The 22,407-nt window shown below is 46.9% G+C and carries 42 protein-coding genes; 16 read left to right on the top strand and 26 right to left on the bottom strand.

The features are described from left to right. Positions 1–147: 147 nt before the first annotated feature. The 17 genes from FIU99_RS27115 to FIU99_RS27035 all read right to left on the bottom strand — a co-directional run bounded on the left by FIU99_RS27115 (position 148) and on the right by FIU99_RS27035 (position 10,059). Positions 148–471: a hypothetical protein gene (locus FIU99_RS27115; RefSeq protein WP_152473063.1), complete on the bottom strand. Its 324-nt coding sequence runs from the start codon at positions 469–471 to the stop codon at positions 148–150. Positions 472–473: 2 nt separating this feature from the next. Further along, positions 474–1,013, bottom strand: a complete 540-nt coding sequence (locus FIU99_RS27110; RefSeq protein WP_172974107.1) for an N-acetylmuramoyl-L-alanine amidase — start codon at positions 1,011–1,013, stop codon at positions 474–476. Positions 1,014–1,225: 212 nt separating this feature from the next. Then, positions 1,226–1,579 (bottom strand): hypothetical protein, encoded by a 354-nt coding sequence (locus FIU99_RS27105; RefSeq protein WP_152473061.1) that lies wholly within the window; start codon positions 1,577–1,579, stop codon positions 1,226–1,228. 62 nt (positions 1,580–1,641) lie between these two features. After that, on the bottom strand, positions 1,642–1,839 hold the full coding sequence (locus tag FIU99_RS27100) for a hypothetical protein (RefSeq protein WP_152473060.1): 198 nt from the start codon (positions 1,837–1,839) through the stop codon (positions 1,642–1,644). After that, positions 1,839–2,651 carry a phage baseplate assembly protein V gene (locus FIU99_RS27095; RefSeq protein WP_152473059.1) on the bottom strand — a complete coding sequence of 271 codons (813 nt, stop codon included), beginning with the start codon at positions 2,649–2,651 and terminating at the stop codon, positions 1,839–1,841. The genes FIU99_RS27100 and FIU99_RS27095 overlap by 1 nt, the downstream gene beginning before the upstream one ends. Further along, complete coding sequence (locus FIU99_RS27090) at positions 2,618–3,589, bottom strand: hypothetical protein (RefSeq protein ID WP_152473058.1); 972 nt, start codon at positions 3,587–3,589, stop codon at positions 2,618–2,620. Before FIU99_RS27090 ends, FIU99_RS27095 begins: the two co-directional genes overlap by 34 nt. Then, complete coding sequence (locus FIU99_RS27085; RefSeq protein ID WP_152473057.1) at positions 3,582–4,349, bottom strand: hypothetical protein; 768 nt, start codon at positions 4,347–4,349, stop codon at positions 3,582–3,584. The genes FIU99_RS27090 and FIU99_RS27085 overlap by 8 nt, the downstream gene beginning before the upstream one ends. Positions 4,350–4,351: 2 nt before the next feature. Then, a complete protein-coding gene (locus FIU99_RS27080; RefSeq protein ID WP_152473056.1) occupies positions 4,352–4,897 on the bottom strand; it encodes a hypothetical protein in 546 nt (181 codons plus the stop codon). Between the two features lie 48 nt (positions 4,898–4,945). Next, positions 4,946–5,275: a DUF4406 domain-containing protein gene (locus FIU99_RS27075; RefSeq protein WP_152473055.1), complete on the bottom strand. Its 330-nt coding sequence runs from the start codon at positions 5,273–5,275 to the stop codon at positions 4,946–4,948. Next, positions 5,272–5,889, bottom strand: a complete 618-nt coding sequence (locus FIU99_RS27070; RefSeq protein WP_152473054.1) for a hypothetical protein — start codon at positions 5,887–5,889, stop codon at positions 5,272–5,274. Before FIU99_RS27070 ends, FIU99_RS27075 begins: the two co-directional genes overlap by 4 nt. Beyond that, on the bottom strand, positions 5,886–7,037 hold the full coding sequence (locus tag FIU99_RS27065; protein WP_152473053.1) for a phage tail protein: 1,152 nt from the start codon (positions 7,035–7,037) through the stop codon (positions 5,886–5,888). The genes FIU99_RS27070 and FIU99_RS27065 overlap by 4 nt, the downstream gene beginning before the upstream one ends. Positions 7,038–7,039: 2 nt before the next feature. Then, the gene (locus FIU99_RS27060; RefSeq protein ID WP_152473052.1) at positions 7,040–7,360 is read right to left on the bottom strand and encodes a baseplate wedge protein 53; all 321 of its coding nucleotides are present in this window, start codon (positions 7,358–7,360) and stop codon (positions 7,040–7,042) included. Next, entirely contained in the window at positions 7,357–7,989 is a 633-nt protein-coding gene (locus tag FIU99_RS27055; protein ID WP_152473051.1) for a hypothetical protein, read from the bottom strand. Before FIU99_RS27055 ends, FIU99_RS27060 begins: the two co-directional genes overlap by 4 nt. Before the next feature lie 71 nt (positions 7,990–8,060). Then, entirely contained in the window at positions 8,061–8,711 is a 651-nt protein-coding gene (locus FIU99_RS27050; protein ID WP_253899484.1) for a Ref family recombination enhancement nuclease, read from the bottom strand. Positions 8,712–8,868: 157 nt separating this feature from the next. Beyond that, positions 8,869–9,096, bottom strand: a complete 228-nt coding sequence (locus FIU99_RS27045; protein ID WP_152473050.1) for a hypothetical protein — start codon at positions 9,094–9,096, stop codon at positions 8,869–8,871. Then, complete coding sequence (locus FIU99_RS27040; RefSeq protein WP_152473049.1) at positions 9,084–9,581, bottom strand: PadR family transcriptional regulator; 498 nt, start codon at positions 9,579–9,581, stop codon at positions 9,084–9,086. The genes FIU99_RS27045 and FIU99_RS27040 overlap by 13 nt, the downstream gene beginning before the upstream one ends. 16 nt (positions 9,582–9,597) lie before the next feature. Continuing rightward, positions 9,598–10,059 carry a hypothetical protein gene (locus FIU99_RS27035; protein ID WP_152473048.1) on the bottom strand — a complete coding sequence of 154 codons (462 nt, stop codon included), beginning with the start codon at positions 10,057–10,059 and terminating at the stop codon, positions 9,598–9,600. Positions 10,060–10,512: 453 nt separating this feature from the next. Between FIU99_RS27035 and FIU99_RS27030 the strand changes: the two genes are divergently transcribed. From FIU99_RS27030 to FIU99_RS26965, 15 genes are all read left to right on the top strand, one after another. After that, positions 10,513–10,938: a hypothetical protein gene (locus tag FIU99_RS27030; protein ID WP_152473047.1), complete on the top strand. Its 426-nt coding sequence runs from the start codon at positions 10,513–10,515 to the stop codon at positions 10,936–10,938. Between the two features lie 3 nt (positions 10,939–10,941). Beyond that, entirely contained in the window at positions 10,942–11,139 is a 198-nt protein-coding gene (locus FIU99_RS27025) for a hypothetical protein (RefSeq protein ID WP_152473046.1), read from the top strand. Between the two features lie 12 nt (positions 11,140–11,151). Further along, entirely contained in the window at positions 11,152–11,637 is a 486-nt protein-coding gene (locus FIU99_RS27020) for a DUF4262 domain-containing protein (RefSeq protein ID WP_152473045.1), read from the top strand. A 15-nt stretch (positions 11,638–11,652) separates the two neighbouring features. Continuing rightward, positions 11,653–12,084 (top strand): hypothetical protein, encoded by a 432-nt coding sequence (locus FIU99_RS27015; protein ID WP_152473044.1) that lies wholly within the window; start codon positions 11,653–11,655, stop codon positions 12,082–12,084. Further along, positions 12,081–12,806: a hypothetical protein gene (locus FIU99_RS27010; protein WP_152473043.1), complete on the top strand. Its 726-nt coding sequence runs from the start codon at positions 12,081–12,083 to the stop codon at positions 12,804–12,806. Before FIU99_RS27015 ends, FIU99_RS27010 begins: the two co-directional genes overlap by 4 nt. A 2-nt stretch (positions 12,807–12,808) precedes the next feature. Beyond that, the gene (locus FIU99_RS27005) at positions 12,809–13,453 is read left to right on the top strand and encodes a hypothetical protein (RefSeq protein WP_152473042.1); all 645 of its coding nucleotides are present in this window, start codon (positions 12,809–12,811) and stop codon (positions 13,451–13,453) included. Next, complete coding sequence (locus FIU99_RS27000) at positions 13,454–13,738, top strand: hypothetical protein (protein WP_152473041.1); 285 nt, start codon at positions 13,454–13,456, stop codon at positions 13,736–13,738. It begins immediately after the preceding gene. Between the two features lie 207 nt (positions 13,739–13,945). Continuing rightward, positions 13,946–14,416: a hypothetical protein gene (locus FIU99_RS26995; RefSeq protein WP_152473040.1), complete on the top strand. Its 471-nt coding sequence runs from the start codon at positions 13,946–13,948 to the stop codon at positions 14,414–14,416. A 59-nt stretch (positions 14,417–14,475) separates the two neighbouring features. Further along, entirely contained in the window at positions 14,476–15,201 is a 726-nt protein-coding gene (locus FIU99_RS26990; protein ID WP_152473039.1) for a hypothetical protein, read from the top strand. Between the two features lie 9 nt (positions 15,202–15,210). Next, the gene (locus FIU99_RS26985) at positions 15,211–15,678 is read left to right on the top strand and encodes a hypothetical protein (RefSeq protein WP_152473038.1); all 468 of its coding nucleotides are present in this window, start codon (positions 15,211–15,213) and stop codon (positions 15,676–15,678) included. Positions 15,679–15,742: 64 nt separating this feature from the next. Continuing rightward, a complete protein-coding gene (locus tag FIU99_RS26980; RefSeq protein WP_152473037.1) occupies positions 15,743–16,195 on the top strand; it encodes a hypothetical protein in 453 nt (150 codons plus the stop codon). A 134-nt stretch (positions 16,196–16,329) separates the two neighbouring features. Further along, complete coding sequence (locus tag FIU99_RS27670) at positions 16,330–16,701, top strand: hypothetical protein (protein WP_253899487.1); 372 nt, start codon at positions 16,330–16,332, stop codon at positions 16,699–16,701. Continuing rightward, positions 16,685–17,002: a hypothetical protein gene (locus FIU99_RS27665; protein ID WP_253899486.1), complete on the top strand. Its 318-nt coding sequence runs from the start codon at positions 16,685–16,687 to the stop codon at positions 17,000–17,002. The genes FIU99_RS27670 and FIU99_RS27665 overlap by 17 nt, the downstream gene beginning before the upstream one ends. A gap of 164 nt (positions 17,003–17,166) precedes the next feature. Beyond that, entirely contained in the window at positions 17,167–17,910 is a 744-nt protein-coding gene (locus FIU99_RS26970) for a hypothetical protein (protein ID WP_152473036.1), read from the top strand. Positions 17,911–17,924: 14 nt separating this feature from the next. Next, a complete protein-coding gene (locus FIU99_RS26965) occupies positions 17,925–18,347 on the top strand; it encodes a hypothetical protein (RefSeq protein WP_152473035.1) in 423 nt (140 codons plus the stop codon). 11 nt (positions 18,348–18,358) lie between these two features. Here FIU99_RS26965 and FIU99_RS26960 read toward each other — a convergent pair whose 3' ends face one another. Continuing rightward, positions 18,359–18,556: a hypothetical protein gene (locus tag FIU99_RS26960; protein WP_152473034.1), complete on the bottom strand. Its 198-nt coding sequence runs from the start codon at positions 18,554–18,556 to the stop codon at positions 18,359–18,361. Between the two features lie 110 nt (positions 18,557–18,666). Here FIU99_RS26960 and FIU99_RS26955 point away from each other — a divergent pair, with 110 nt between their 5' ends. After that, a complete protein-coding gene (locus FIU99_RS26955) occupies positions 18,667–18,882 on the top strand; it encodes a hypothetical protein (RefSeq protein ID WP_152473033.1) in 216 nt (71 codons plus the stop codon). A gap of 84 nt (positions 18,883–18,966) precedes the next feature. Here the strand turns inward: FIU99_RS26955 and FIU99_RS26950 are convergent, their stop codons facing one another. The 8 genes from FIU99_RS26950 to FIU99_RS26915 all read right to left on the bottom strand — a co-directional run bounded on the left by FIU99_RS26950 (position 18,967) and on the right by FIU99_RS26915 (position 22,405). Beyond that, complete coding sequence (locus tag FIU99_RS26950) at positions 18,967–19,503, bottom strand: hypothetical protein (RefSeq protein WP_152473032.1); 537 nt, start codon at positions 19,501–19,503, stop codon at positions 18,967–18,969. Positions 19,504–19,506: 3 nt separating this feature from the next. After that, the gene (locus FIU99_RS26945; RefSeq protein ID WP_152473031.1) at positions 19,507–19,719 is read right to left on the bottom strand and encodes a DUF4236 domain-containing protein; all 213 of its coding nucleotides are present in this window, start codon (positions 19,717–19,719) and stop codon (positions 19,507–19,509) included. 20 nt (positions 19,720–19,739) lie between these two features. Beyond that, positions 19,740–19,994: a hypothetical protein gene (locus FIU99_RS26940; RefSeq protein WP_152473030.1), complete on the bottom strand. Its 255-nt coding sequence runs from the start codon at positions 19,992–19,994 to the stop codon at positions 19,740–19,742. Between the two features lie 4 nt (positions 19,995–19,998). Continuing rightward, positions 19,999–20,346, bottom strand: coding sequence for an Rrf2 family transcriptional regulator (locus FIU99_RS26935; RefSeq protein WP_152473029.1), 348 nt, complete (start codon positions 20,344–20,346; stop codon positions 19,999–20,001). 105 nt (positions 20,347–20,451) lie between these two features. Further along, positions 20,452–20,955: a transglutaminase-like domain-containing protein gene (locus FIU99_RS26930; RefSeq protein WP_152473028.1), complete on the bottom strand. Its 504-nt coding sequence runs from the start codon at positions 20,953–20,955 to the stop codon at positions 20,452–20,454. Between the two features lie 20 nt (positions 20,956–20,975). Continuing rightward, complete coding sequence (locus FIU99_RS26925; protein WP_152473027.1) at positions 20,976–21,506, bottom strand: hypothetical protein; 531 nt, start codon at positions 21,504–21,506, stop codon at positions 20,976–20,978. Then, the gene (locus FIU99_RS26920; protein WP_152473026.1) at positions 21,497–21,763 is read right to left on the bottom strand and encodes a hypothetical protein; all 267 of its coding nucleotides are present in this window, start codon (positions 21,761–21,763) and stop codon (positions 21,497–21,499) included. The genes FIU99_RS26925 and FIU99_RS26920 overlap by 10 nt, the downstream gene beginning before the upstream one ends. 126 nt (positions 21,764–21,889) lie before the next feature. Further along, entirely contained in the window at positions 21,890–22,405 is a 516-nt protein-coding gene (locus FIU99_RS26915) for a Fe3+-citrate ABC transporter substrate-binding protein (RefSeq protein ID WP_152473025.1), read from the bottom strand. Positions 22,406–22,407: the final 2 nt, after the last annotated feature.

Genomic DNA, 22,407 nt, shown 5'->3' with positions numbered 1-22,407 from the left:
ATGTATTTGAAAGGATTTTTAACTAAATATAGGCGTTAGTTAAGGTAGTGACGATTTAGAGCGTTTAGGCCGTTGAAGTCTGTGTAATTAACGCTATAGGGGAAGTGGGGAAATAGGCCGAAAAAAAATTTTAAATATTTTTCGGGTTTATAGCGTTCCGGCAATAATTCCGACGATATGCTTTAACAGGTCGCCAGCATCAAGCGCCGCTGGTGGTAAGTTAACGTGCATGAAAATGCCAATAGCATCACGCACAATCCAGTTGTACACCGCCACCATTGCCAAGGCCCACATAAGCGCTGCACGGCCAGTTCTCGCGATCACGTTATTGCTCGCTGACGATAGTTGTTCCATCTTCAAGTAGAACTCTTTACGTTCTTCATCCGAAGTGAATAACTTGTCGCCCATATCGCCAATTTCTTTGATCAGCTTGTTTGGCTTGGTTGGTGTGAATAAATCAAGTAGTGCCATGATTAGCTACCTTTTACGTGCTCCACCAGCGCAGTAGCAATGGTATTCGCTAGCTGCTCGCGTAGTGTTAATGCCATTTCCAATGAGTCGTCATTAGAGATAAAGAACGGCTCTAAGATCACTGATGGCATATTGGTATAACGCAAGAAGCGCCAGCCACGGCCACCTTGTTCAATAGGCTTAATGCCTCGGTTGTTCTGGTTGATTAAGGCAGCGATCGGTTTTTGCAGACGTTCAGCAAGTCGCTTGCTTGGTACTGACTTGGACCAGTAAAGCGTCTCTGAACCTTTAACGCCTTTATCCGATACACCGTTACAGTGTAATTCGAGCGCGAAGTCTGCACCCGTCTTGTTCACGTCCTCAATCATGCCGTTGTAAGTATCACGGTATAGAACGACCGGCTTAACGTTGCGGCGGTGAAGCTTTTCAGCAATCTGACCGGCCATCACCACGTTAAAATCATACTCATTCATTCCGAGAGTTTCGTTATAACATCCACCATCACTAGGGCTGTGACCAATAACGATACAAACAGTTTTCATACGTACCTCCATACGAAAGAGAGTTAATTTGTTTGATTGTTTTGTTGATCTGGTTCGGAATGGGTTTTATACTCCACCCCGACAAGGCAGCGATGTTTTGTTAACTAGCCAACTGACGTTGATATGTGGGGATACGGACTCTCTTTCCCCATTCCGCCGGATCTCATGATCACGGCGGTTTTTTTTTGGCCCAAATAAAAAAAGGCCAGCTATTAGCTGGCCTTACCTAGTTCTCTTGATGATACTTGCTCCACCCTCACCCCGCTACTCCTTAGATAACGGAATAGAGACGCGTGTTTTCCCGTCTCCATAACAAAGCTCGCCTTTACCAGTTCGCCGTCCATTAGGTAGAACTGACAACCGTTGTACTTCACACTATCAACGATGATACTTAACGTACCATTGCTAAACATGCGGTGCTCTGGCATTGAGCTTATCGGCTGAATAGCAAAGAACTTAGAACGTCTAAGCTCTGCTTTGTACCGATGGATTCGGACTATGCAAACAATCACTAAGGCGACAATAGCGGCCAGCAAGGGAATAGGAAGTAAAATTGTTTCTGTCATTTTTCGCTATTTATTGTATTCCTAAAATAGCGTGCAATCATACAGAAATAATTACCGATAGACTATTTCACTTTGTATGTGCCGGCTGATGAGCCACCCGTTACCGGTACTTGCGCATTTTGCTGAATTTCGTCTACCACGGCCTCTGCAATCGCCTTGCTGACGACAAAGGCGAAAGCATTAGTACCATGCGTCTTAAACCCGTAACGCTTAAACACGGCCTCTATACGCGCCTCTAAGCTGCTTTTACTCAGTGCCATTACTTACCAGCCTTTACACAAGATGAAATATCGCCATGAGGTAAGCCGGTAAACGCACAAATGCACTCACCTGTTACTACTCCTGTACCACCATTGAACGTGATTAAATCCGCGTTCTCGATGATGTTCTTAGCGTTGATGCGTAGATCCTTGCCAATCTGTAGCGTGCGACCGCCGCCAACGTTGATAATCACGTCTTTGTCGAATCGTTCGTTTAGATTGTCCGTAGCGCTTCGATACTGCTTGCCCTCGGTATGAATGACACACTGGCCGTCAGGTAGTATCTCGATGGCCGTGCCGCTCTTAACGTGCGTAATGGACCAGCCACCAGCATGCGTTTTCATTTCTCGTAGGCCAAAGCGCTCATAGAGATCATCTTTGCGGTCATAGGCTGGTGGCGTTGGCTCGCCGCTGGAGCGCTTAGGCTCGTAAGCAATGCCGTTAACCTCTTTAGGTAAGTTCGATTGATAGTTAGGCGCATGGTAAACGCTACCAGTGATGAGCGGGTATCGAGTATCGCCATTGCGCGGGAACTCGACCCAAACCAGATCGCCCTTTTCGACCGGTACAGCATGGCCGTGCTCTGGTTTTGCGCCCAAAGGTAACATGAACTCTGCATACGGAAGATCTTCATCTGGTATTGCATCCCAAAGGGCCAGCAATCGCACGCTGACCATGTATAACTTTTCTGGATGTACCACGTTCACTACTTGAGCCTGATAACGGCCATAGAGCCGATTAGATACATTGGTTCGCTTTCTGTTATCGCTAAACTCGGTCATAGGTTTTTCACTCCAAGTTCTAAGCGGCATTGATAGCGATTCCCTGATTGGTAGTGCACCACTTGGTTGATGATCTGCTTTTCTGGCAAGGATTCATCAAGCTCATTAACAGGTAATTGCTTATGAAATAGGACTGAACAAACACACATAGGCTTAAATTGCGTGTTACCGGTCAGCTCTACATCGAGGACGGGGATAATAGAAACTCGCTGGTTCTTGAGCGCCTTGGCTTGGTTTACGCTGATCACAACAGCTGGACCATTGCCAGCGCTCTGCATACCTTGAACGGTATCCCAAGCGATATAGTTACGGTTCAATACTCTCTCAAAAAGCGCTTCTTCGCCAATGATTGAGTATCGAGCGATCGAATAATCGGCCTTGTCAGGGTTCGAATACTCAAGTTTAAATTGCTCAGTCATGGCGATGTTCTTAATAGACTTAAAATACATCGTGCCACGATTGATAAAGGCCATAGCGCCATAGTCACGGGCCATAATGCGAATAAGGCGTGATTTAGTGCCACCAGCATTAAGATGGTAAGTCGCGCCTTTGTCGAACATATCGCACTCTAACTTCAAATGCGGCAACAGCTCGGCCAGAATCTCTCTAGGCTGCTTGTTCACAAAGAATCGAGGCTTAATCACCTGTTCTTTAAGCAAGTGCGCATCTTGGTGGAATGCTTCAATTTTTAGCTCGCCGTTTTCGCTGGTGGCCTTACCTACCACAAAGTTTTCAATCCAAACTTGATCCCCTCGGTTGGTAGTATCAGCCAGTGTGACGTTTAAGATTGAGCCTTTCTGGATCTTGAAATTGTCACGATAGATAGCGGCTTGGTCCATCACGTCCATGATGAGTTTATTTCCGTCCATTGAGCCGGATTCGATATAAGCGAACATGTGAACATGCTCGATATTGATTTCCTCTCCGTTGGTGACAACTTTTTGGACTAGAAAATATTCCTTACTCATACAGCTTGCCCTCGCCAACCTCTACGCGGCCTTGCTTAACGCTCATTGATTCGGCCTCGTAAATCTCACTGATAACCTCAAAGCGAAGTGTTGATGCGTATAAACGCGTGCTTTCATGGTCGATCTCTGCTGGTTCGGCCATCGTGTCTAACATGCCCGTTAGCTCGATGTTTACTTGAACTGGCGAACCGGCCAATTGTGTTTCTGCTTGGAATACATGTTTGCGGCCACGCTTCTTATGTCGTGTCCACATCATGAGGCCCAGCGCCATACGTGAAAGCGTTGATTTGCTCCAAGCTAGCGTTGTGATGATGTACGTTAGGCGCACAAAGGACTTGTTTACTTGTGCGTACTTCTCACCGGTTGCGGCGTTGGTAAGCATGGCGGCGGCGGTAACATCGATGTACTCGCTACCCTCAGAAAAACCAACAACAGGATCGCGAGTGATATAGGCCACTGGTAGCAACTCATTGCGTTTGGACTTCACCTGTTCGCCGGTCTTGGCCGTTAGCTTGGTTAAGAAGTCTTGCGGTGTTAGAAACTCACCCGCGTATAGCTTGGTTTGTCTCTCACGCGACACGAAACGGGCAAATTCTTCGTTTTCCTTACGATTGCCATCCACTACCACCAGCGAATCTAAGATCATCTGGAAGAACGAACCGACCGCCCGATCTATATCGGTCAGCTCGGTATGTTCAACCGCGCCGTCAAACTCATCATAATCAAATGGAAATTCAATGATCGGTTCGCCGTATTGCATGGTTAGCCCTCCAGCGCTTCCGCTTCTTGTTCATAGAATTTGCGGCCCTTGATGATAGTGATCACCTTGAAGCTGCGGTGTAACGTAACGTCGAACTTGCCAAAGCGGTTTAGTACCGGTGGCATGTAAGCAGCTACGCGCTCATTACGCTGATATCCATCGCGAGTTTTACGGCCATTACCGGTTTGGTTGCCCTCATAGATCTGAATAACGGCACAATCAAAATCGAGCTTGGCTAAGTCGTCCAATGCAGAATCCAGATCCTTGCATACGTTGAGCACGTTCGCGCAAAGGACCACACAGAAACGCTTTTGGCTGGCATCGATGGCGTTAATGTCCTTGATTACGTCCTCATCCTTGGAATTAGGATCGTAATTGGTCACGCTCATGATCTGATTGTGGTAATTGGTCAGATATTCCTTGGTTAAGTCAGGGAATCGACCACAACCAAAATTAAGAATATGGTTTGCGTAACGCCAGTTAGGCGCGAGTTTGTGAAGTACCTTTGCACTTGCTGGTACTTGTTTACGGCTAGTGTTCAATGTCATTTCCACTCCTAATTGGAGTGGCGCTTTATGACGGGGATAGGTAGGAAATTAGGCGGCTATTACTTGGACCTGATACGGCAATAGCAACCGCATGCTTTCATCGTAAATTGTGTGTCCTAGCGATATGGCTAGCGCATATTCCGCATTTGCACCGGTTGACTGTTCCCAGCCATCGAGCATCACAACGTAATCAGCGCTTCGAACCATCGCGAGGCAAATATCCATATACTGCTCTTGTCGTAGTCCTAGCGGCAATGTAGCCGGATTAATGACTATCCAGCCTTGTTTCTCCAGTTCTTGAGCCTTGGCGTGGAAAGCTGGCCGGTTGAAGTGCTCAATACCGGTCATTGGCCCTGCGATATAAATAACTCGTTTCACAGCTCAATAATTCCTGATTCTGGTAAGTTTTCTTGCGGTTCTGGTAAAGAATCTTCCACTGGTTCGGACTCTGGCTCTAGGTCCGGACTTTCGCCCTCTCCTAGCTCTGGTGGCTGATTAAAGTCGCGCATAGGAATACAGATATAAATCACGCCTACGTTAGCAGTGCCATAACCAATCTGTTTATGTACGTACCACCATACGGTTCTTATGCCGCTGGCCGTTTCTTCGTCCCACTCCAGCACACTGCCTACCGGTATGTTGTGCGCACCGATCCGAAGCATAAGAGGTTCGATAGATTCGCCTAGATTGGCATCGCCATCATTCATCATGAAAAACGACTCTTGCTCATCCGGACAATCGAGCACGGCCACCAGCTCACTATCACCATAAGTTAGGTTATCTTGGTTAGTGTCCAGCTCTAACACGTTCTCTTTCTCGTAGCCGTCCTCGGTTTGTGTCGATTCTGGACCTACAGGACGATATAAGGACGCATCAAAGTGATCAGGTGATAACTTGATAGCCTTTATCCAATCGTCTCTTAGAACGCTATTGAATGGCTCATGGCCTTGGAAGCGAGGCTTTCTAATCGCTGGCTGTACTACTTCACTCACTTAACGATCCTCTCTAACTTGCTCGGTGTAACGTTCATCATTTTGGCAAAGTCTGTTATCGCTTCTTGCTTAGATTTGCCTTGGAGCTTGTAACCGTCATGGAAGTTCTGGAAGCCCATTTTCAGCATGTCGTTTAGCTCTTTAATCTTGTTGCTTTGCTTGCGGATCTTTCTCGCTTGGCGCTTAGTGCGTTCGCTTTCGCGTTTTTGTTGGTCCAGCTTGCGTTGCATGGCCTTTTGAGAGCGCATGTACTTGTCATGTTCTCGACGGGCCGCGTCTTGGTCTACTTTGGTTTTGCGGTTCTTGGCCGCTGCTTTGCGTTCTTGTTCGTTGAGGAAGTACGCCTTGTTATCGCTGCCATAGCTCACGCGTTTAGCTTGCTGCTTCATCTGCGTGGCTAAAATGCGTTGCCATGCTAATGACTGGAGCATTGTTGTGGCTTTAAGAACGTGCTTACACGCAACGCCCGATAACTCAGGGTTTTTAATCTTAGGGAACGCAAACTCTTTCGGTGGAGCTAAACAGTAGTTCCCCATCGTCGCTAAATAGCGATACCAATATTGGTGACGGCCACAGTCGCAATCAAAAGAGATACGGCCAGCGCATGCCAGCTGTACCGCCTTGTTGTAATCACCATTAGGCGGCTCTTGTAGTAACTCATCCCACTGCTCGAAACGGACCTTAACGCGGTGATGTTGGTGCTTGGAAACACTCGAAGCCTTAACGTTTACCAGTGCAACGTTGTTCTTGATGGCGTACAGGTTCGCGCTAGTGATACCCGAACCATCATCAACACGGTTATTGGCACGCTTAACGTCGATTTCTCGCGAGTTCTTCACCAGAAAGTGATACGTAACGCCAGCTGTTCGACTGTCGTACTTTTCCTTGTGTCGCTGTCTGGCCTTATCGAACTTGATTAAGTCGTCTTTGGTAAACCGCTGCCCTTTGGCCTTTTCACCGAGCGCCTTTAACGCCTTGCTGGTGGGATTAGTAAGCGTGCTTGGTTTTAGCGTGCGCTTGGCATTACGGCGGTTCTTCTTCTGCGCTTGCTCAATCTTGTTAAACAGTTGGTTAAACTGCTTGGCATTGAGGCCAGCTGAAATATAAGAGCCGTTGTCTGTCTTTTCTGGCGTGAACTTTTTAGGCATGGCTACAACCCGTATGTATCCATAAATTCACGCATAGAACGGCGCACCCAAGTTGCTTTAGGTAGCTTTATCGTCTCACCCACTGGTAATGACTCGGCGCTGTCGTCCACTTCACAGACAAGCAATACAAGCCACGCCAATTGAGCATCACCCAAAGCACGGAAAGCGACCAAATCAGGCCGGTACGATTCATCAAGTTTGATTTCATAGTCTTTTAAGTCACTGTCTACGGTGTTCACATAATCAATAACGTTGCGATAGTAGTGTGCACGTAGGACCGGATCGGCAATGTTCTGGTCAGAGAGTCGAGATAAGTTACTCATTCCATTTCGCCCCCGTGTCTGTATTTGCCATCAGCGATCATTTCGTCCTTGCGCGTGAAAACACGCTGTAGGCGTTGGATCGGCTTTTCTGGTTCTTTCGGTTTGTTTAGTTGAGCGAAGAATTGCTTTAGAGAGGACCGGTCCAGTAGGTTGTCTTGCGTGGCCGCGTAGACCGCAAACATGAGAGCGAACGTGTCAGGCTGTAACTCGTTCCAGTCGATGTTATATACGGTCTTACCGTCCGTACCTCTTACCTCGTCAACGACTGACGGTGATACTTCGAAGCGGCCACCAGCATCACGCGGGTACGTGATACCACCCAGCGCGTGTAGGTTGTTGTATGCCTCCATCGCCGCAACGATGATAGGACGGCCACTGGCATCGAGATCAGAAAGTCGGACCGCTCGACCGTACTTGTAGAAATACGGCAAAATCTCATCCACCAGCACAACAAAGCCTTTGTCTTTTAGCTTCTTGAGCTTGTCTGGTAGCGTGAGTTTCAAGCTCATCATGGAGCGTTCTAAGCGGTCACACTGGATAATGAATAGTTGGCCGTTATCCACACCAGCCAGCATCAATCGAGGTTCACCGGAGGATAACGTGAGTATTGCTATGCGCTTCTTTGCCATTGATTGACCCTTGAAGCGCTTTTTTAGACGGGGAATATTAGCTTATCACTAAAAGCTTAGTGTTATGTATATTAGTTCGGAATAATTATATCGAACTGGCTCAATGGTTCGAGCGATAAACCGAGCATTTCGTACACTTTAACCAGTAACTCCAGCTCTGTTCCATTGTGCTCACTGAATTGCTTTTTACCACCATATTTGCCCTTAGCGTGGACCGGTAATAGATCAGGGTACTGCTCGCGCTGCTCCTTTTCCGGCAAAGTGTCATGATGCCAGCAACAAAGCGGCAAAACGAACTTGTGCGCGTCAATGCGAGTACGGCCAAACACATGATGCAATGAGACGATCGGATTGTCTCGGCCATGCAGTAAACAGGCAATACATGGAAGCGTACCGATCTTGTCCATCACCCGTTGTTCTTCTGCTAGGGCCGTGCGGCCTTTTAACCCCTTGGTAGCTTTTCGCTTGGCTGGTGGCTTTGCTGCTTGCTTGGCCTTTGCCCGTTCGGCCCTCTCTAGCGCCTTTTTCCGTTGCTGCTCTTGGTACTCTGGCGAACAAATCTTAGCTATACGCTGATCCTGCTTCTTCTTGGCCTTAGCGAGTCGCTTGGCCTTTTCAGCTGGATCTTTCATTTTGGCAATTTGCTTGTCTCTAGCTCGTTGCATGGCCTCTTTTTGCTTAACTCTTTGCCTTTCTTGCCTCTGCGCTATTGTCAAAGCCATCAAAACCCCCTAGTATTCGTGTTGCTCATGTTTCTATTGCTTGTTCAATGGGAACATTAAAGGCTGGCGCTGTCTGAATATTGCTGTTCAGAGTTTGTTTTGTTTGTTTCGCCAGCCGCAAGAAAACCGCCCTAGTGGCGGTTTTGTTGTATCTGGACTATCGAGAAATAATCTTAGAGCGTTCAAGCCTTGCTGATACCGGTCGAGAAAGTTCAGACGCATGCCCTACTACTCGACAAATAAACTCAACGCTATCGGGAAACACTTTGTGGGATATTGGCTCTAACACATCCGATTTAAGTGTGACCGTTTGATTGTTCTTGATAGCCGTGGCGAACCGGCGAATGGTCGGCATATCATAAAAACGCTTTGTTACTTCGCGCATACCTCATCTTCCTCAAGATTGCTAATCACAAACTCAAGCTCAACTTTACGGATATTAAGCTCGAACGTTAGACGGGCCGCTAACTGCGTGCCAGCTGCTTTCTCAATCTGATTTTCTAGTCGCTCGATTTCCTTACCTAATACTTCTCGGCCCTGTTCAAAGTAAGCTTCACAGCCCCCAATGAATTGCATCACTACAGCTTGGTGTCTGAACGTTTCAAGCTTGTATGGAGTCTCGTTCTTCAATTCGTTGAGCTTTTCTTGGCCCTGTTCGGTTACGTGGTAGATCTTCGCGTCTGGCTTACCCTCGTTTGGCTTGTGTTCCGCGTATAGGAAAGACTCTTTATCCATACGATTACACTCACGATAGATTTGCTGGTGGCTGGCACGCCAAACACACTCATGCTTCATAGACTTAGTTAGTTCATAACCAGTTTTAGGCGATAGTAAAATGTCTTGTAGTAGCGCTACTTGTAAGTGATTCATTGCTCATGTTCCTAATTTAGATTTGTTGCCAAATGTCGCTGGTTGATTGGTCCTTGAACCCGTGACAGACGTACTCAATATCACTTGAGTAGTGCGTTAATTTCCCTTTCAACGCCTTTTTATTGCGGTTATGCCAGTGTTCGTAACCGGCGCTAAACGCGTACTGGTTGTTGCTGTAGTCTGCATAATGGAGATCTGCACCATTACGCGCCTCATTAACACCAGCGGCCCAACTTGCTAAGAAGTCCTCGCGCTCGATGATCTTCAACACTTGCCTTTCATCGTCCTGTACTGCGAGTAGTTGGATAATTCCAAGCGCTTGCATCTTGTCGATTACGGTTGTGTCAAAGTACCCAATGTAGATCTCATCGTGCGGGATATACTCGATTTGAGGCGGTGTTTCGTAGGCCGTACCGTCGAGCGGTAGCGCCTCCATTAACTCCACCAGCAAGCTGAGTTGCTTTTTGGGTATTGGCATTCTTCAAAGCCTCACTTAATTGGTTTACAAATTGAGCGCAAAACGAAAAACGAGACAGCTCTTTGCGTATTCTTTCGGCGTTTGCGTCATTTACAAATGCCTCTGCAATTTCGATGCTTTCAACGTTCCACGACACACAGATATTCCCAACAGGACCGATCGCCTTGTCTATACCAAGCACGATTAATACACCGTCATTTCTCAAAATGACCGTATCGCCTTTGCTGGTAGGGATTTTTCTATAAGCCATGTTTCTATGCTACTCGATAGCTTGTTCGGAATGGTGCGGAATCTATCACAGCATCTAAAAACAATGCAACAGATAATTTAATCAACTAGAACAAAGCTGAAACGCAACAATTAAATTTATTGTTCGGAATGGTTTTAATTGCCATCCGACAAAAAAAGCATTATCTTGGCCGCCACAAACAAACAAATCTGAGCACATTAAGCATGAATCTAATTCAACGCTTTTTAAGCAATAACCAGCAATTAACCCCTGATATGGCCGTTATTCAACGTGGCTCTTTGGCCCACCAGCTAAAGCTACTGATTAACGAACCCGCCTTTACCGTGGGCCACCTATTCGCTCTTAAAGAGCACGCCACCACCGAGGAACACAGCTGGCCTAGCCTCTCTTGCTTCTTTGATGAAACCGTTACGAACGCAGCGGCCATGTATGAACGCGACAGCAACCAAGTGTCGTTTATGACGAACCTTTGTGATGCGGTTTACCTCATCGAGAAACACAAGATAGCTCATGACACCACGCTAAATACTCTCATCCTCGATGATGATCAGTTCATTGAGGCCGATACGACCGAGCGAAACATTCATCACAAGTTATCGCTCGCTACGGCCTACGCAAACGAGTTCTAACTAATGCAAATCCAGCCACTAAAAGCCTTTATTGCTGAGTATTTCAAAGACCCCGCTGACTTCGCCAATATTCACGGCGTTGAACGAGATTCAGTCTATCGAATGCAGCGTAATGGCGTTTATGCAAGCGGCGACCGCAGCTGTTACACGCTTTGGTATCCAAAGAAAGACGGCGGCGACCAACAAAACCTATTTAACTGAGCATTTCCCCTTATGGCACTACTAACACGGCAAGAAAAACACCAAGAAATGAGTGATTGTATCGAGCGCTACGAATCATTTATCCAATGCACCAGTGCGTTTAGTTACAGCATTGGTCTGGCTAAAAAAGGTTGGCCCGATGTGGTTGTAATGAGTGGCAAGTACGCCACCGCTGTAACGCTCATTAACCTATTGGTTGAGCATTGGAATGAGCACGGCGTAGAGCTGGGCCGAAATACTTCTTTGATACAGTCACCAAAGGGCGAATCCATGCCCGTTTATGTTGCCGCCATACCAATGACTAAACAGCTGGTGGATGAAATCGCAGTACAAACGATGGACTTCTACAAGTACAACCCGCAGTACGTGAAAAATGAGATCAGCTTTGTGCAACTGTTCTTCCCTGACGAACAAGGCAAGTTACCTTTCGAGGCGGGATTCAATCCGAGATTCGAACAGCCAGCATTAACAACCGAATTACCTACCGTTACCCATTAATCAAGGACTAAAAACATGAGCATTAACGATCAGCCTGTAGATGAAGCGTTCCAAGTAACAACAAACAAGATGGCTAGTTCTATTTTGGCTTCCCTAGAACTGGTAGCACCGATGATGGCAGAAAGGTCCGGTATTCATATTCAAAAAGAGCACCTTATGGTTGGTGCACTAACCACGGCCTTACTTAAACTCGCCAAGGTTCATGATATGGACATAGTTCAGCTGGCCCGTTCAGGGCGTCACTTCCTTGCTATTGGCGTTAACAATGCCACCAGCAACGCGCCTAGCGCTATCGAAACACGCTCACTGCTAGATAATCTGACTCATATCATTCAGAGCGGCGGCGAATGCCTTTGCTCTAAATGCAGCAAAGAACGCGAACCTAGCTTAAATGAGCAGACCGCAAAAGAGATCTTAGCTGAAATTGAAAGAGAGCAGACACGATGAGCCGTTCAGTGACACAAAAAGACTTCCTAAAAGACGTTCGTAACCACCAAATGACGATCATCAATGATGATGGCGGTGTGTGTCGTTACCTACGCTTTAAGCAACCAAACACCAGCAACCGCTATTTCGACATTACCACTTGGAACGGTCATTTGTGCATTAGCGGCGATATGGGTACGTTTGTTTTCAGCCGTCTATTCGATATGTTCGAGTTTTTCCGTGATAGCAAGCTACGTGTTAACTACGGCTATTGGGGAGAGAAACTGCAATCCGTTAGCCGGTTCGCTGGATACGAGGTGTTTGACAGCCACTATGTGCTCGAATCCATCAAAGAGCGCATTAACTACCTAGCAGAAGAATACATTCCTGAGTATTACGTGCATTTAAGCTTAGACATAAAAGACGAGTACCCAACCATTGAAGCGATAACCGAAGCATTCAAAAATGATGCTATCGAGCACTTTGAAAACGCTGAATTATGCGAATACCGTCATGCTGGTACGATAGACGAATGGGAATCAGAGATATTCCCTAACCTTAGTTTGCATGGCTATGAGGGCAATGATTGGGATTATGAGTGGTTAAGCGGAAAACGTCTTAGCTACAACTACAAATGGTGTTGTCGTGCTATTGTATGGGCCATCAACCAATATGACCGCTCCAAAAGCCCGATCGTTATTCCATCTTACTATCAGGCCATTACTCATCATAAGGACTGTTAAACATGGCAAAGGTAATCGCTGTTACAGCAGACACCAATAATCCAAACCGTATCAATGCTCTAGTGTGGCCGAGCAAGAAAGCATTTGCGGCAGAGTGCAGCTGGATTGATGATCGCTGGTTGCAAATTATCGACGGCGGCCACGAACAGGCCAACGCCATCAAGAGCGGCTTTGAGCTGGTGGACCTTATCGACACGGCCAATAAGAACCCTACTCCAGAAAACATTCAGAAATTGGAGATCTACAAGCTGTTTTACGCGCTCTTAAACGGCCAAGATAGCCCCGCGTTTGTGGACCTACCTACAACGGTTCGTCAGAGTGACTTAGAGAACCCTGATTACATTGCTTATCTAGAGAGTGAAGCCGAGGCCAAGGACCGGAACGACCAAGCTATCAAGCTAAGAAATGAGAGAATTGCAGCCAGAAAGGCCAAGACCGAACAGGTTAAAAATTTTCCGACGATGAGCAAGCCAATGTTGCTTGAGTACCTACGCGAGACGATTGAGCTAAAACAGGCGATCAAGGTATCCGCTATTGGTGAAGAAGATTTTGAAACCGCTATCAAATGCACTGGTGAACTAAAGCTACTCGATACGATAATCCATCAAATTGAGGTTGGCCGTTTCAATGATGGAGAAGTCGAATAAATGGAAAACGTCATTCATGAGTCAGCAGCGACATTCTGGCAGCAGTACCAATCCGCGATCGTGGTCGGCATGCTTCCGATGTTTGTTGTTACCCACAACACGCTAGATTTTGGCGATAAGTATGTAGCAAGGCTATTAACGATCTTAGCTGGTCAGACGATGCACACACCTCATATCGTGCTTGCTGACACGCTAGAGGGCATTCGCGAATACGCGCCATCTTCCTGTACTCCGTTACCGCGTGACCCAAGAGATAGCGCAGTAATCGTTGAGACGTGGCTATAACAGCCACCAGCACCACAAGATAACAAAGGCCGTCAGATCCATTCTGGCGGCCTTTTTCTTTGCCAGTTCGTAACCTTACAAACGTCAATCAACCTTGTTGTTATGAAAAAATGTGCGCAAAGCCCTTTTCAAAGATATGCGAATCGCATATATTACTCTCAAGCAAACAAACAAACCTTTTCAATCAGCAATATTCGAGGCTCTAAAATGGTTAACGAATTTCTAAAAGATGGCGAATGCGTAGTGTGGGTAGATCACCGTTACAACGACAATGACGGCGCTTATTCAATTGCAGTGATCTGGACCGGTAGCAGTATTCGTCAAGAAAACTACTCTAATGGCTACAACAATGTTGCGTTCAATGCCGCAGAAGTTAACGCCACTCAAGAGCAAATCGAAACGGCGGCGCAATGGTATATCGATAACTGCAAGGACACATCGATGCGCGATGGTCATTCAACTTTCATCGATTGCACTGTCACTCTTACGCGTTCGCGTAAAGCCCCAAACAATACACCGCTACGCGTGGTGAATTTTTCTAAAGGCGGTTTTGACGATCGTTACGGCCACGGCCAGCCAGATGAAATCTGCGTCAAACTAGATGATGGTGAAACGGTATGGGTATCGCTTGGATGCTTAAAAGAAGTCGTAAAGTACGCCGCACCTATCTGGTCCTAATCGTTCAATGTTGGCCGTCATGATGGCGGCCACGTCCACCAGCTTTGAGAGTTTCGATAATGACTAAAACAAGAATCCAACTACGCGGTATCTGTCCAGTTTGCGGCAAGTCTTTTGCTACTAAAAACGGTCGCATGGTCGCGCATGGATACACACTCGCCCACGGTTTTCAGTCTGGCGAATGCCACGGCACAAACAAGCCTCACTACGGCCATGATGATGCTGTCCCTTTTATGCAATCTTACAAAGCAACGCTTGAAGATATGGCGATTAAGACAAAGGAACTAGCAAAGTCGGCCAATATTACGGCCAAGCAAAAACGCGACTACGAGCGATCGCTAAATGGACTGGAGTTCATGACCGAGCTATTAGCTCAACGCATCATGAAGTGGAAACCAATGCCGTTAATGGAAATCGACGTTATCGCAGAAGATATGGAACTTCGCCACCAGCGAGAAGCAGCAGCGGAGCAAAAGAAAGCGGCCAGAGCAAAGCAAGATGAAGCCAAAGCAGCAGCAAGAGCCGAGCGAGAAGCTAAGGCCGCCGCTAAATGGGCCGGTATATGCGCTAACAACACTCACCAGATTGAGCTTGATGGTGAACTGATACTTGAATGGCAATCAAGCTATAACAGCCGCACCGAACTGGAACGCGACTACTCCAAACGTAGCGGCGAATATCTAGCGAGCGTTTTTGATGATCTCCAAGACCGCATTAACGCATCATGGCGCTTAGTTCGACGCGTTCGCAGCCTAGACACTGGCAAACAACTACACAAGTTTTGAGGCACAACAATGTATAACGAAGATATCAGAACAATTGCTCTATTGATGAGTGACCTTGACCTTGACCAATCAGGCGTTGCAAAGGCCGTCAAAGAAGAAACGGGCCACGGTATTAATCAGGGAACTATTAGCCGCGTGCTGGCTGGACAAGCAAAGGACGCGACGATCACTCTAGTTCGCTATGCTCTTGAGAACATCCAGAGTAAAGGCGGGATGCCAAACAAAACAGATGAACACTACAAAGGTTCGGTAACTCAGCAAGAGCAAGATAGCGAAGTCGTAACATGGTTTGTCACTGCGGAATCAGAAGAAGAAGCAATTAATCGAGTCGCTAGCTACGGCGTGAACGTACACGGCGCTAAGAATCACTACGATTATGATTGTACGGGCCAATGGTTCGCAGATCCGGCCCGTGCCGAGTTCGTCAAGTTCATGCAATGCTACGCTGTGACAATGCGCTGGTTGCGAGACGTATAGCCAAAACCCACTTAATATAGGGCCGTCAGAGCGATTCTGGCGGCCTTTTTCGTTTAGGTGGAACATGACAAGCACAAAGAGATATAACGGCGTTGGTAAGCGTATCAGCTCGAATATTTGGGTACACCGGACCTACGCAAGCGAGCATTTGACCACCCATGAGCTAAATGCTCTTGAGCTGGTGGATTTTCAATATGATGTTGTACGACTGGACCTCACAACAAGAGACATAGCACTGATCCGGTGCGAGGACTTCGACGGCCAGCACGAACCGGTCATTGTTGAAACTCTCAACCTATCCAGCGGTAAGCGCACCACCAGCAACACAAACCCCCTTATCTATCATCACAAGTGGTTATTCGTTACGGATGAATACGCCGGTTTTGATGTGGCCGCAGCCAAGGCCCGATCCGAACGGTGGCAACTGCATTCCCCAAGAACGCGCAACTTTACCAGCCGCATAGGCCGCTTAAACTACTGGCGAGACTGGTTAACAAGCGTTGGCCTAGAACACTAACGAGCGTTTTATTACTAACGATAAATATCGGTGTGACTCCCAGCCACAATACGGAATTATAGCTATTCAATCAGCTTCCTATTTTTCGAACAGGCCGTATATTGCTGATGTATTTCATAAAACGGAATTAGGTTTTGAAAAACAAGAACTATCAGAAGCAAGCAGCGGCTTTGTTTGCCTTGCTGACCATCGGCTCGGCGTTTGTTAATGCCTACGGTATGGTTGCAAGCGTTGGCGAACAGATCATTGCTTTCATTTCTGCGCTTATCACCTACGCAGTGATTGTGTGCTTGTTTCTTACGTATCTAAACATCGATGCGATTAGCATCAAGGCAAGAACGCGTATCGGCGTTAGCTTTGTGATTATGACGATCGTTGAAAGTGTTTATCCAATGGTCCTGTATAGCGATCAGACGCTACCAACAGACTACTACTTTGTGTTTTTCGTCCAGCTGATACTAAACACATACATAGCCAAGGTAATATCTAATGAACGCACTTCTTAGCCAGCTTGGTAAAGCATCACCGCTTGGTTCACTTCTCATGAAGATGAAAGGCCAGTTAGACTCTCAAGCTGATGCAAACCGAGTTTATAAAGATCTATACCCTGTCCTCCAAGACCTCTTAGAGCGCGGTTATCGTTTCGAGTCGCCAGAGATCCAAGGCGTTGTTTCTGTATTGCGAGAACTGCCAGCTTGGGGAGCGAAAAGACGCGAGTTTGAGAAACGCTACTTACGTGATGAGTACACATTACGCAAGCTACCCCGTGACCCGTCTTACTTCAACGGTCAAGGTTGTTGGCACTAAAAAGCCACCAGCAACCCAAAAGCTCCACTTAAAGCCACCAAATCCGGTGGCTTTTTTCATTTTTGCTCATCAATTCGTTAATATGTTCGGAATAACTTGATTGAACTAATGCGATTCGCATATAGTAAACAGTCAGAACAAACAAACATTTAATGGACATAGCAATGATTGAATACAAGGTAGGAAACTACACTTTTTCAACGGACCTCACCCGCTACGCTAAGGAAGTTGGTAAAGAGGGAAACTACACTATCGGCTCTTGCATCGTTGAGTTCATCGAGGCCGGTTCTAAGGTGTTCACACCAGAGCCTAAGTTTATCGATACCACTAAGCCTTACGAACTACTCGACATTGATCCAGACACCGGCTTGCGTGGCCGCTTTGCAGTGCAAGAAACACCGTTTCGCATGAACGTTGAACTGGCCGAGGTTCGCAGCTGGACACGTAAAGCCAGCATCACCGGCAAAAATGGGGATCTGGATGCAGTGATCTATGCCAATCTGACCAAACAAGGCCGCCCACATGACATAGAGAACTATGAGCATGAGTTCAACCGCCTACTGATACAAGTCAACACACCTAAAGAAGCATCACCGGAAACCGTGTCGGCGCTTATCCGTCATACGTCCGAAGTTAAGGCCCGTAACCTCCAGACCAAACGAGTGAGAGACTTAGCCGAAAAGCTCGATATAACGATAGCCCTTGCTCAAGCCCTTGCAGCATGCGAGATTGACGGCGGTATCATTTATCGCGAGCATGGCTGGCATACACCAAAAGCCTTATTTGTATCTCCACCAGCACAAGGACACCTTAACTTGCTGGTGGAACGAGGCTTAATGCAGTTCACTGATAACACATACACCGCTACTGACTTAGGCCGCAAAGTAGTTCGCGACCATTACCTATAAGAGCAAATAGAAACATGAGCACAGATACAGAAATTCAAACGCTAGTAATGCAAGCCCGTAACTATGAGTCATTCATTAACAGCAAGATAGCCGAAGTAACCAGCTTTCGCCGTGAGTACCTAGACGAGCTACTACGAACGGCAAAGATCCAGTTTCCGGAAATGCGAGATTATGAGCTTGATGGCCGAATGGTTACGCCACCACAAGTACAGCTGTTCCAGAACGTGCTAGATACATTGATCGCTAAGATGGGATTCACCATCACCGAACACCAAGACGAGTTAACGAGCGTGCGAGCGCTACGCAGACGCTTAAATCCGGACCGTTGCGAGTCTATACCCGACTTTGTATGCCCTAAGTGCCACACGGAGTCTTGGAGTCCATTTGATGCACAACAAGGCTATTGTAACCAGTGCAAGGAATTTACAGGGAAGTAGCCATGAACAAGCTAGTCAGACTCAAGCATTGTGAGTCGCGAGGCGTAATACCAGCCGAGGACCAGACTTGGTGCGCCATGTACACAGCAGATACCGAGCGTACTTTGTGTGGTGATGCCATCGACACTGACAACGTGATCGAGGCCGACTACAAGACCGTTAAGAGAGGCGGGATAACCTGTCCTTTCTGTCTTGAAGTGATACGCCATGTTAAGACCATAAAACTATGAATTACGGGCCACCAGCAAGGTGGCCTTATTTTTTTCGAAATAAATTTGACTTGAGCATCGCTAATTTCTAAGTTTTAAAAAAAAGCAATATGCTCCCAAAAATATGTGTAGTAATCGCACTCGCCATCGCGATCAATAAATTGGCAAAGAAAGAAAATGAAACAAACCTAAAGGCCGCCGCCGAGTTCATTAAAAGCTGTTCCCAGCTAATCAGCAAAGCTACCCGCTTCATGCTGGCTTGGGGATTTGTCGAACTGGTTCACGGCCTCGACATTGGCTTTATCATCACTAAGTTGATGAGCTAGTCAGCTATTGGACCGTCCTTGTGGTGGTCCTCTAGTCCTCCAATATGGAAAGGCCACCAGCTGCAAACCGGTGGCCTTTGTCGTCTATGCGCGTTTGCGCTTTGTCCCATACACTAGAACGTCCAGCATATCGCGTTGATACTCGGTTAGTTCATACTCTGTCGTTAACTGAATGAAGTCGGGAAGCGAAAAATACCCATTCCTCCAGCCTATGTAGCGTTTGATTACCTCATGACTACAATACTTACCAGAACGGGCCGCAATGTACTCGGCCTTGCGCTGGTGGTGCTGTCGGCCTGTATTGAGCACGGCGCTTACCGCAGTCGTCACAATGCTTTTGCTAAAAGGTGATGAGTAGAACGGATTATGGCTAATCGTGATACCTAGTTCTTGCTCAGTGACGGGTAAAGGCGGCTTAATGTGGCCTATCGGTTTGATATCGGCGCCAATATAGAACTTAGCGTATCGCTTGGCCTCATTGGCCCGATTCAACCATTCAATTTCTGGCTTACTGCTTGGCGTGGATACCATCATTACTTCTGGAACACGCGCAGAGATAGCGCAACGGGCATAAACAAGATCATTCCAAGCTTGATAACTACTGTAACTTATCTCATCCACCGGTTATTTTCCTTTCTCCTTGGCCGCTGGCTTATTCAGACGCTTTCTAAAGCTCAGTCCAGTACCAGTCAGCGAACCGGACAAATAAACGCCCCCACGGCCTATATTGAGCCGAATTAGGCGACCTCCAATAGACACGCTATTGAATCCAGTCTTGCCAAAGTTCAAACGAACGAATGGCAATAAACGAACAGTTTTTTTAAAACGAACTTCCATAGTTACAACCTAAAACTTTGCTAGTTCTTGCTCTTAGCAGTAAAGCCGAAGTGATCCGCAATAAGCTCACCTTTACGGTTTAAGCGGTTGCAGTTGCGCTCCATTACGTACTTTTGGGATTCACTAACCAAACCATCGAGGCAATAGATGATCTCGTTATTGAGCGCGATACGTTGCGCCTTGCTTATGATTGGCGTGCACGCAGCTTTAACCAACGCCACGACAATTGCAGTGACAAAGAGCATAAAAGGAAGCCAAACAACGAACCAACGCATTGATTTAGCCCTTGGCCGCCAATGATTGAATGGTCATGTTGTCTAGCTGGCCGATAACAACGCTCGATACGCGTTCCCATACTTCGCAATTATCTTCTTTGCGTGGTTCGGTAACTGCATTAACAACCGCAGTAACCGTGACCTCACCATTGACCGTTGCGCCGCCGTTTGGTCCTTTGAAAGTTTTAATGATCCCTGCCTGTCTAAATCTGGCAAAGATCTGTTCTAAGTAAGAAAGAGACACACCCATACTTTGTGCAATATCAGCCAAGCGAACCGGCGAACCCTCGCCCATTCTTTGAACGGCCACCAGCGCAGTAAGAGCAATTTTTGTTTTGTTAGTAAGTCTCATGATTGTTTCTCAAGATTGAAAGAGTGACGCGGTAACGCAATAAAGAGCCATAACGCGACACTCAAAAAGTAAGCAGTTAAAATAAGCAATAAATGAAATACGACACTAGGCCGCATACGTGTTTAATTCTTTCAGCCTTTTGCGGATCTCTGTTTGGTATTCGCGGTCGTAGTAAGACTCATCGAGAGAATCAGGGAATACTGGCGGTAGGTTGTCGTGTTCGCAGACGAAATCCCAAATCTCAGATGCGCTATAACGCTTCACTTCAAAATAGTGCTCTGCTAACCCGAATTGACTGTTACCAAGCTCTAGTGTTGGGTCGTAATGCTTACCGTCAAATTCGATCCACGCATGGCCGCTAAGAAAGCCAACACCGAGATCTGAAACACCTAACACGTAAGTCGCCTCAATATTGCGTGAGCGCAGTTCTAAGACCAGCATTGCCATGTTGTAGTAGCACACGCCAACTTTAGGCTTTAATGCCTTGGCGATGCGATACAGCGATGTTTCTAACGGTAGTTTGTTGATAGGTTGATGGACCAAAAGATCTGTTTTGACCTCATACACGGTATGGATGAACTCAAGTTGTTTGGCAAAAGGTTTGCTCATGTTCCTAGCCTCAATAGTGATTACTGGTACTCGATGTTTGCTGCTTCGAGTAGTGCGATAAGTTCGCTTTCTCGCTTAGTGGCGGCCTCTAGCTTGGCCCGTAGCTGGTCATTCTCTGCGGATAGCTGCTCCACTTGTCTAGTGGCCTTATTGGCTCTATTGCGTTCAGCTATGTACTCGCTGTGATAACAGTCTGTTTCGTCGTCGTCGCATTCGTGGTCGTCGTCCTCATCCTCTAGAACATCGATGCGGCACACTAGCTCGGCCATCTTTTCCAGTTCGGCAACTACTTCGTCACGATAGAGCGAGGCGAACGTGTCAACCATGCTGACGTATGTATGAAATAACTCAGCGTGTAGGCTCTCTTGTAAGCTGGTGGCGGCTTGCTTCTCGTCGTCATAAAAGCCCATCGTTGTGCGCCAGTTGCACAAATAGCCATGAATAAACGAAAGCGGGAATGATTCATCGGTCGCGTGGTCCACCAGCTTTTTAATATCGTGGTAAGTCCTTACGCGGTCCATTTCGTCAGAGAACAGGCCAGCTATGCACATACAGGGCGAACCTCGAACTTACGGATACCGCATTCTTTTAACAGGTTGCCTAACGTATCTAAGCGCCAGATGCGCTCCTTATTGGTGCGGTTGTGGCGCACGAAATAGGCTTTCACGTTGTTAGCTTCTGTATTGTCGATCGCGATGAGCGCGTACTTGTTGTTCTTGGTTTCTTGGGCCGTGATATTGAAGTCTCGGCCATGTTCGATAAGGCGCTTAAACTCGCCTAATAAGAGAGGTTTTAAAGTCTTGGACATTTGCAAATCGTCCTTTTGCTGGTGGTAAATAGGATATTTGCGGGAATACTACCACTTTAAATAGGTGAAATGCAAAGGTTGTTCGGAATGAGTATAAACGGCGGCCATATCTCAGACCGCCACCAATTATAAGAACATTGCCCCCAAATTACGATTCATGTACGACATAAGCTCTAAGTTGTCTTTGTACGCCTCCAGCAAGGCACGTTTTACGATGGCATAAGCGCCCATGCGGCCATGCTTATCTATACTCGCCTTTAATGAATGCTTTTCTTGCTTGCGGTCATAAATAGATTCATAAGTGCAGTAACTCGAAATGTAATACCTACGGCCTGTATTGTCGGTCCAGAAAACCGGCTCTAGGTTTCGAGGCAAACGCGACAGCAAGTTAAATTCACGGCGAACGCGATTCCAATGCTTGCCCCATAGTTTCTTGCCAGCTTTGTTTCTAACATTAACGGCCTTTCGTATTCCTCGACGCTTACCGATCCGCTTATAGCCAACGGACGCGTAGAAATAGCCGCCCTCCGGCATTGGGATCGTCACCTTGAGCGTGTTTCCGCGCTTGGCTTCGCTAATGAACCGGTATCCAGTGTTAGAGACAAAGTAAGCGTAAGCATTTTTGGTTTCTCGGTTCGCCATGA

This window comes from Vibrio sp. THAF64, from assembly GCF_009363455.1.
GTDB lineage: Bacteria > Pseudomonadota > Gammaproteobacteria > Enterobacterales > Vibrionaceae > Vibrio > Vibrio coralliilyticus.
The sequence above is the reverse complement of the archived record's forward strand: the minus strand, read 5'-3'. Positions and strand labels throughout refer to the sequence as shown.

Excerpts from the sequence above, each read along its gene's own strand:
- FIU99_RS27050 (WP_253899484.1), bottom strand. The coding sequence starts at position 8,711 with ATGGCTTTGACAATAGCGCAGAGGCAAGAAAGGCAAAGAGTTAAGCAA.
- FIU99_RS27095 (WP_152473059.1), bottom strand. The coding sequence starts at position 2,651 with ATGCCGCTTAGAACTTGGAGTGAAAAACCTATGACCGAGTTTAGCGAT.
- FIU99_RS27090 (WP_152473058.1), bottom strand. The coding sequence starts at position 3,589 with ATGAGTAAGGAATATTTTCTAGTCCAAAAAGTTGTCACCAACGGAGAG.
- FIU99_RS27055 (WP_152473051.1), bottom strand. The coding sequence starts at position 7,989 with ATGGCAAAGAAGCGCATAGCAATACTCACGTTATCCTCCGGTGAACCT.
- FIU99_RS26965 (WP_152473035.1), top strand. The coding sequence starts at position 17,925 with ATGAGCACAGATACAGAAATTCAAACGCTAGTAATGCAAGCCCGTAAC.
- FIU99_RS26925 (WP_152473027.1), bottom strand. The coding sequence starts at position 21,506 with ATGTGCATAGCTGGCCTGTTCTCTGACGAAATGGACCGCGTAAGGACT.
- FIU99_RS27085 (WP_152473057.1), bottom strand. The coding sequence starts at position 4,349 with ATGCAATACGGCGAACCGATCATTGAATTTCCATTTGATTATGATGAG.
- FIU99_RS27020 (WP_152473045.1), top strand. The coding sequence starts at position 11,152 with ATGGCACTACTAACACGGCAAGAAAAACACCAAGAAATGAGTGATTGT.
- FIU99_RS26990 (WP_152473039.1), top strand. The coding sequence starts at position 14,476 with ATGACTAAAACAAGAATCCAACTACGCGGTATCTGTCCAGTTTGCGGC.
- FIU99_RS26985 (WP_152473038.1), top strand. The coding sequence starts at position 15,211 with ATGTATAACGAAGATATCAGAACAATTGCTCTATTGATGAGTGACCTT.
- FIU99_RS27025 (WP_152473046.1), top strand. The coding sequence starts at position 10,942 with ATGCAAATCCAGCCACTAAAAGCCTTTATTGCTGAGTATTTCAAAGAC.
- FIU99_RS27060 (WP_152473052.1), bottom strand. The coding sequence starts at position 7,360 with ATGAGTAACTTATCTCGACTCTCTGACCAGAACATTGCCGATCCGGTC.
- FIU99_RS27000 (WP_152473041.1), top strand. The coding sequence starts at position 13,454 with ATGGAAAACGTCATTCATGAGTCAGCAGCGACATTCTGGCAGCAGTAC.
- FIU99_RS26940 (WP_152473030.1), bottom strand. The coding sequence starts at position 19,994 with ATGCGTTGGTTCGTTGTTTGGCTTCCTTTTATGCTCTTTGTCACTGCA.
- FIU99_RS27005 (WP_152473042.1), top strand. The coding sequence starts at position 12,809 with ATGGCAAAGGTAATCGCTGTTACAGCAGACACCAATAATCCAAACCGT.
- FIU99_RS26960 (WP_152473034.1), bottom strand. The coding sequence starts at position 18,556 with ATGGCGTATCACTTCAAGACAGAAAGGACAGGTTATCCCGCCTCTCTT.
- FIU99_RS27110 (WP_172974107.1), bottom strand. The coding sequence starts at position 1,013 with ATGAAAACTGTTTGTATCGTTATTGGTCACAGCCCTAGTGATGGTGGA.
- FIU99_RS27045 (WP_152473050.1), bottom strand. The coding sequence starts at position 9,096 with ATGCGCGAAGTAACAAAGCGTTTTTATGATATGCCGACCATTCGCCGG.
- FIU99_RS26970 (WP_152473036.1), top strand. The coding sequence starts at position 17,167 with ATGATTGAATACAAGGTAGGAAACTACACTTTTTCAACGGACCTCACC.
- FIU99_RS26920 (WP_152473026.1), bottom strand. The coding sequence starts at position 21,763 with ATGTCCAAGACTTTAAAACCTCTCTTATTAGGCGAGTTTAAGCGCCTT.
- FIU99_RS27040 (WP_152473049.1), bottom strand. The coding sequence starts at position 9,581 with ATGAATCACTTACAAGTAGCGCTACTACAAGACATTTTACTATCGCCT.
- FIU99_RS27035 (WP_152473048.1), bottom strand. The coding sequence starts at position 10,059 with ATGCCAATACCCAAAAAGCAACTCAGCTTGCTGGTGGAGTTAATGGAG.
- FIU99_RS26930 (WP_152473028.1), bottom strand. The coding sequence starts at position 20,955 with ATGAGCAAACCTTTTGCCAAACAACTTGAGTTCATCCATACCGTGTAT.
- FIU99_RS27105 (WP_152473061.1), bottom strand. The coding sequence starts at position 1,579 with ATGACAGAAACAATTTTACTTCCTATTCCCTTGCTGGCCGCTATTGTC.
- FIU99_RS27015 (WP_152473044.1), top strand. The coding sequence starts at position 11,653 with ATGAGCATTAACGATCAGCCTGTAGATGAAGCGTTCCAAGTAACAACA.
- FIU99_RS26915 (WP_152473025.1), bottom strand. The coding sequence starts at position 22,405 with ATGGCGAACCGAGAAACCAAAAATGCTTACGCTTACTTTGTCTCTAAC.
- FIU99_RS27115 (WP_152473063.1), bottom strand. The coding sequence starts at position 471 with ATGGCACTACTTGATTTATTCACACCAACCAAGCCAAACAAGCTGATC.
- FIU99_RS27065 (WP_152473053.1), bottom strand. The coding sequence starts at position 7,037 with ATGCCTAAAAAGTTCACGCCAGAAAAGACAGACAACGGCTCTTATATT.
- FIU99_RS27100 (WP_152473060.1), bottom strand. The coding sequence starts at position 1,839 with ATGGCACTGAGTAAAAGCAGCTTAGAGGCGCGTATAGAGGCCGTGTTT.
- FIU99_RS27030 (WP_152473047.1), top strand. The coding sequence starts at position 10,513 with ATGAATCTAATTCAACGCTTTTTAAGCAATAACCAGCAATTAACCCCT.
- FIU99_RS26955 (WP_152473033.1), top strand. The coding sequence starts at position 18,667 with ATGCTCCCAAAAATATGTGTAGTAATCGCACTCGCCATCGCGATCAAT.
- FIU99_RS26945 (WP_152473031.1), bottom strand. The coding sequence starts at position 19,719 with ATGGAAGTTCGTTTTAAAAAAACTGTTCGTTTATTGCCATTCGTTCGT.
- FIU99_RS26980 (WP_152473037.1), top strand. The coding sequence starts at position 15,743 with ATGACAAGCACAAAGAGATATAACGGCGTTGGTAAGCGTATCAGCTCG.
- FIU99_RS27665 (WP_253899486.1), top strand. The coding sequence starts at position 16,685 with ATGAACGCACTTCTTAGCCAGCTTGGTAAAGCATCACCGCTTGGTTCA.
- FIU99_RS27010 (WP_152473043.1), top strand. The coding sequence starts at position 12,081 with ATGAGCCGTTCAGTGACACAAAAAGACTTCCTAAAAGACGTTCGTAAC.
- FIU99_RS26995 (WP_152473040.1), top strand. The coding sequence starts at position 13,946 with ATGGTTAACGAATTTCTAAAAGATGGCGAATGCGTAGTGTGGGTAGAT.
- FIU99_RS27080 (WP_152473056.1), bottom strand. The coding sequence starts at position 4,897 with ATGACATTGAACACTAGCCGTAAACAAGTACCAGCAAGTGCAAAGGTA.
- FIU99_RS26935 (WP_152473029.1), bottom strand. The coding sequence starts at position 20,346 with ATGAGACTTACTAACAAAACAAAAATTGCTCTTACTGCGCTGGTGGCC.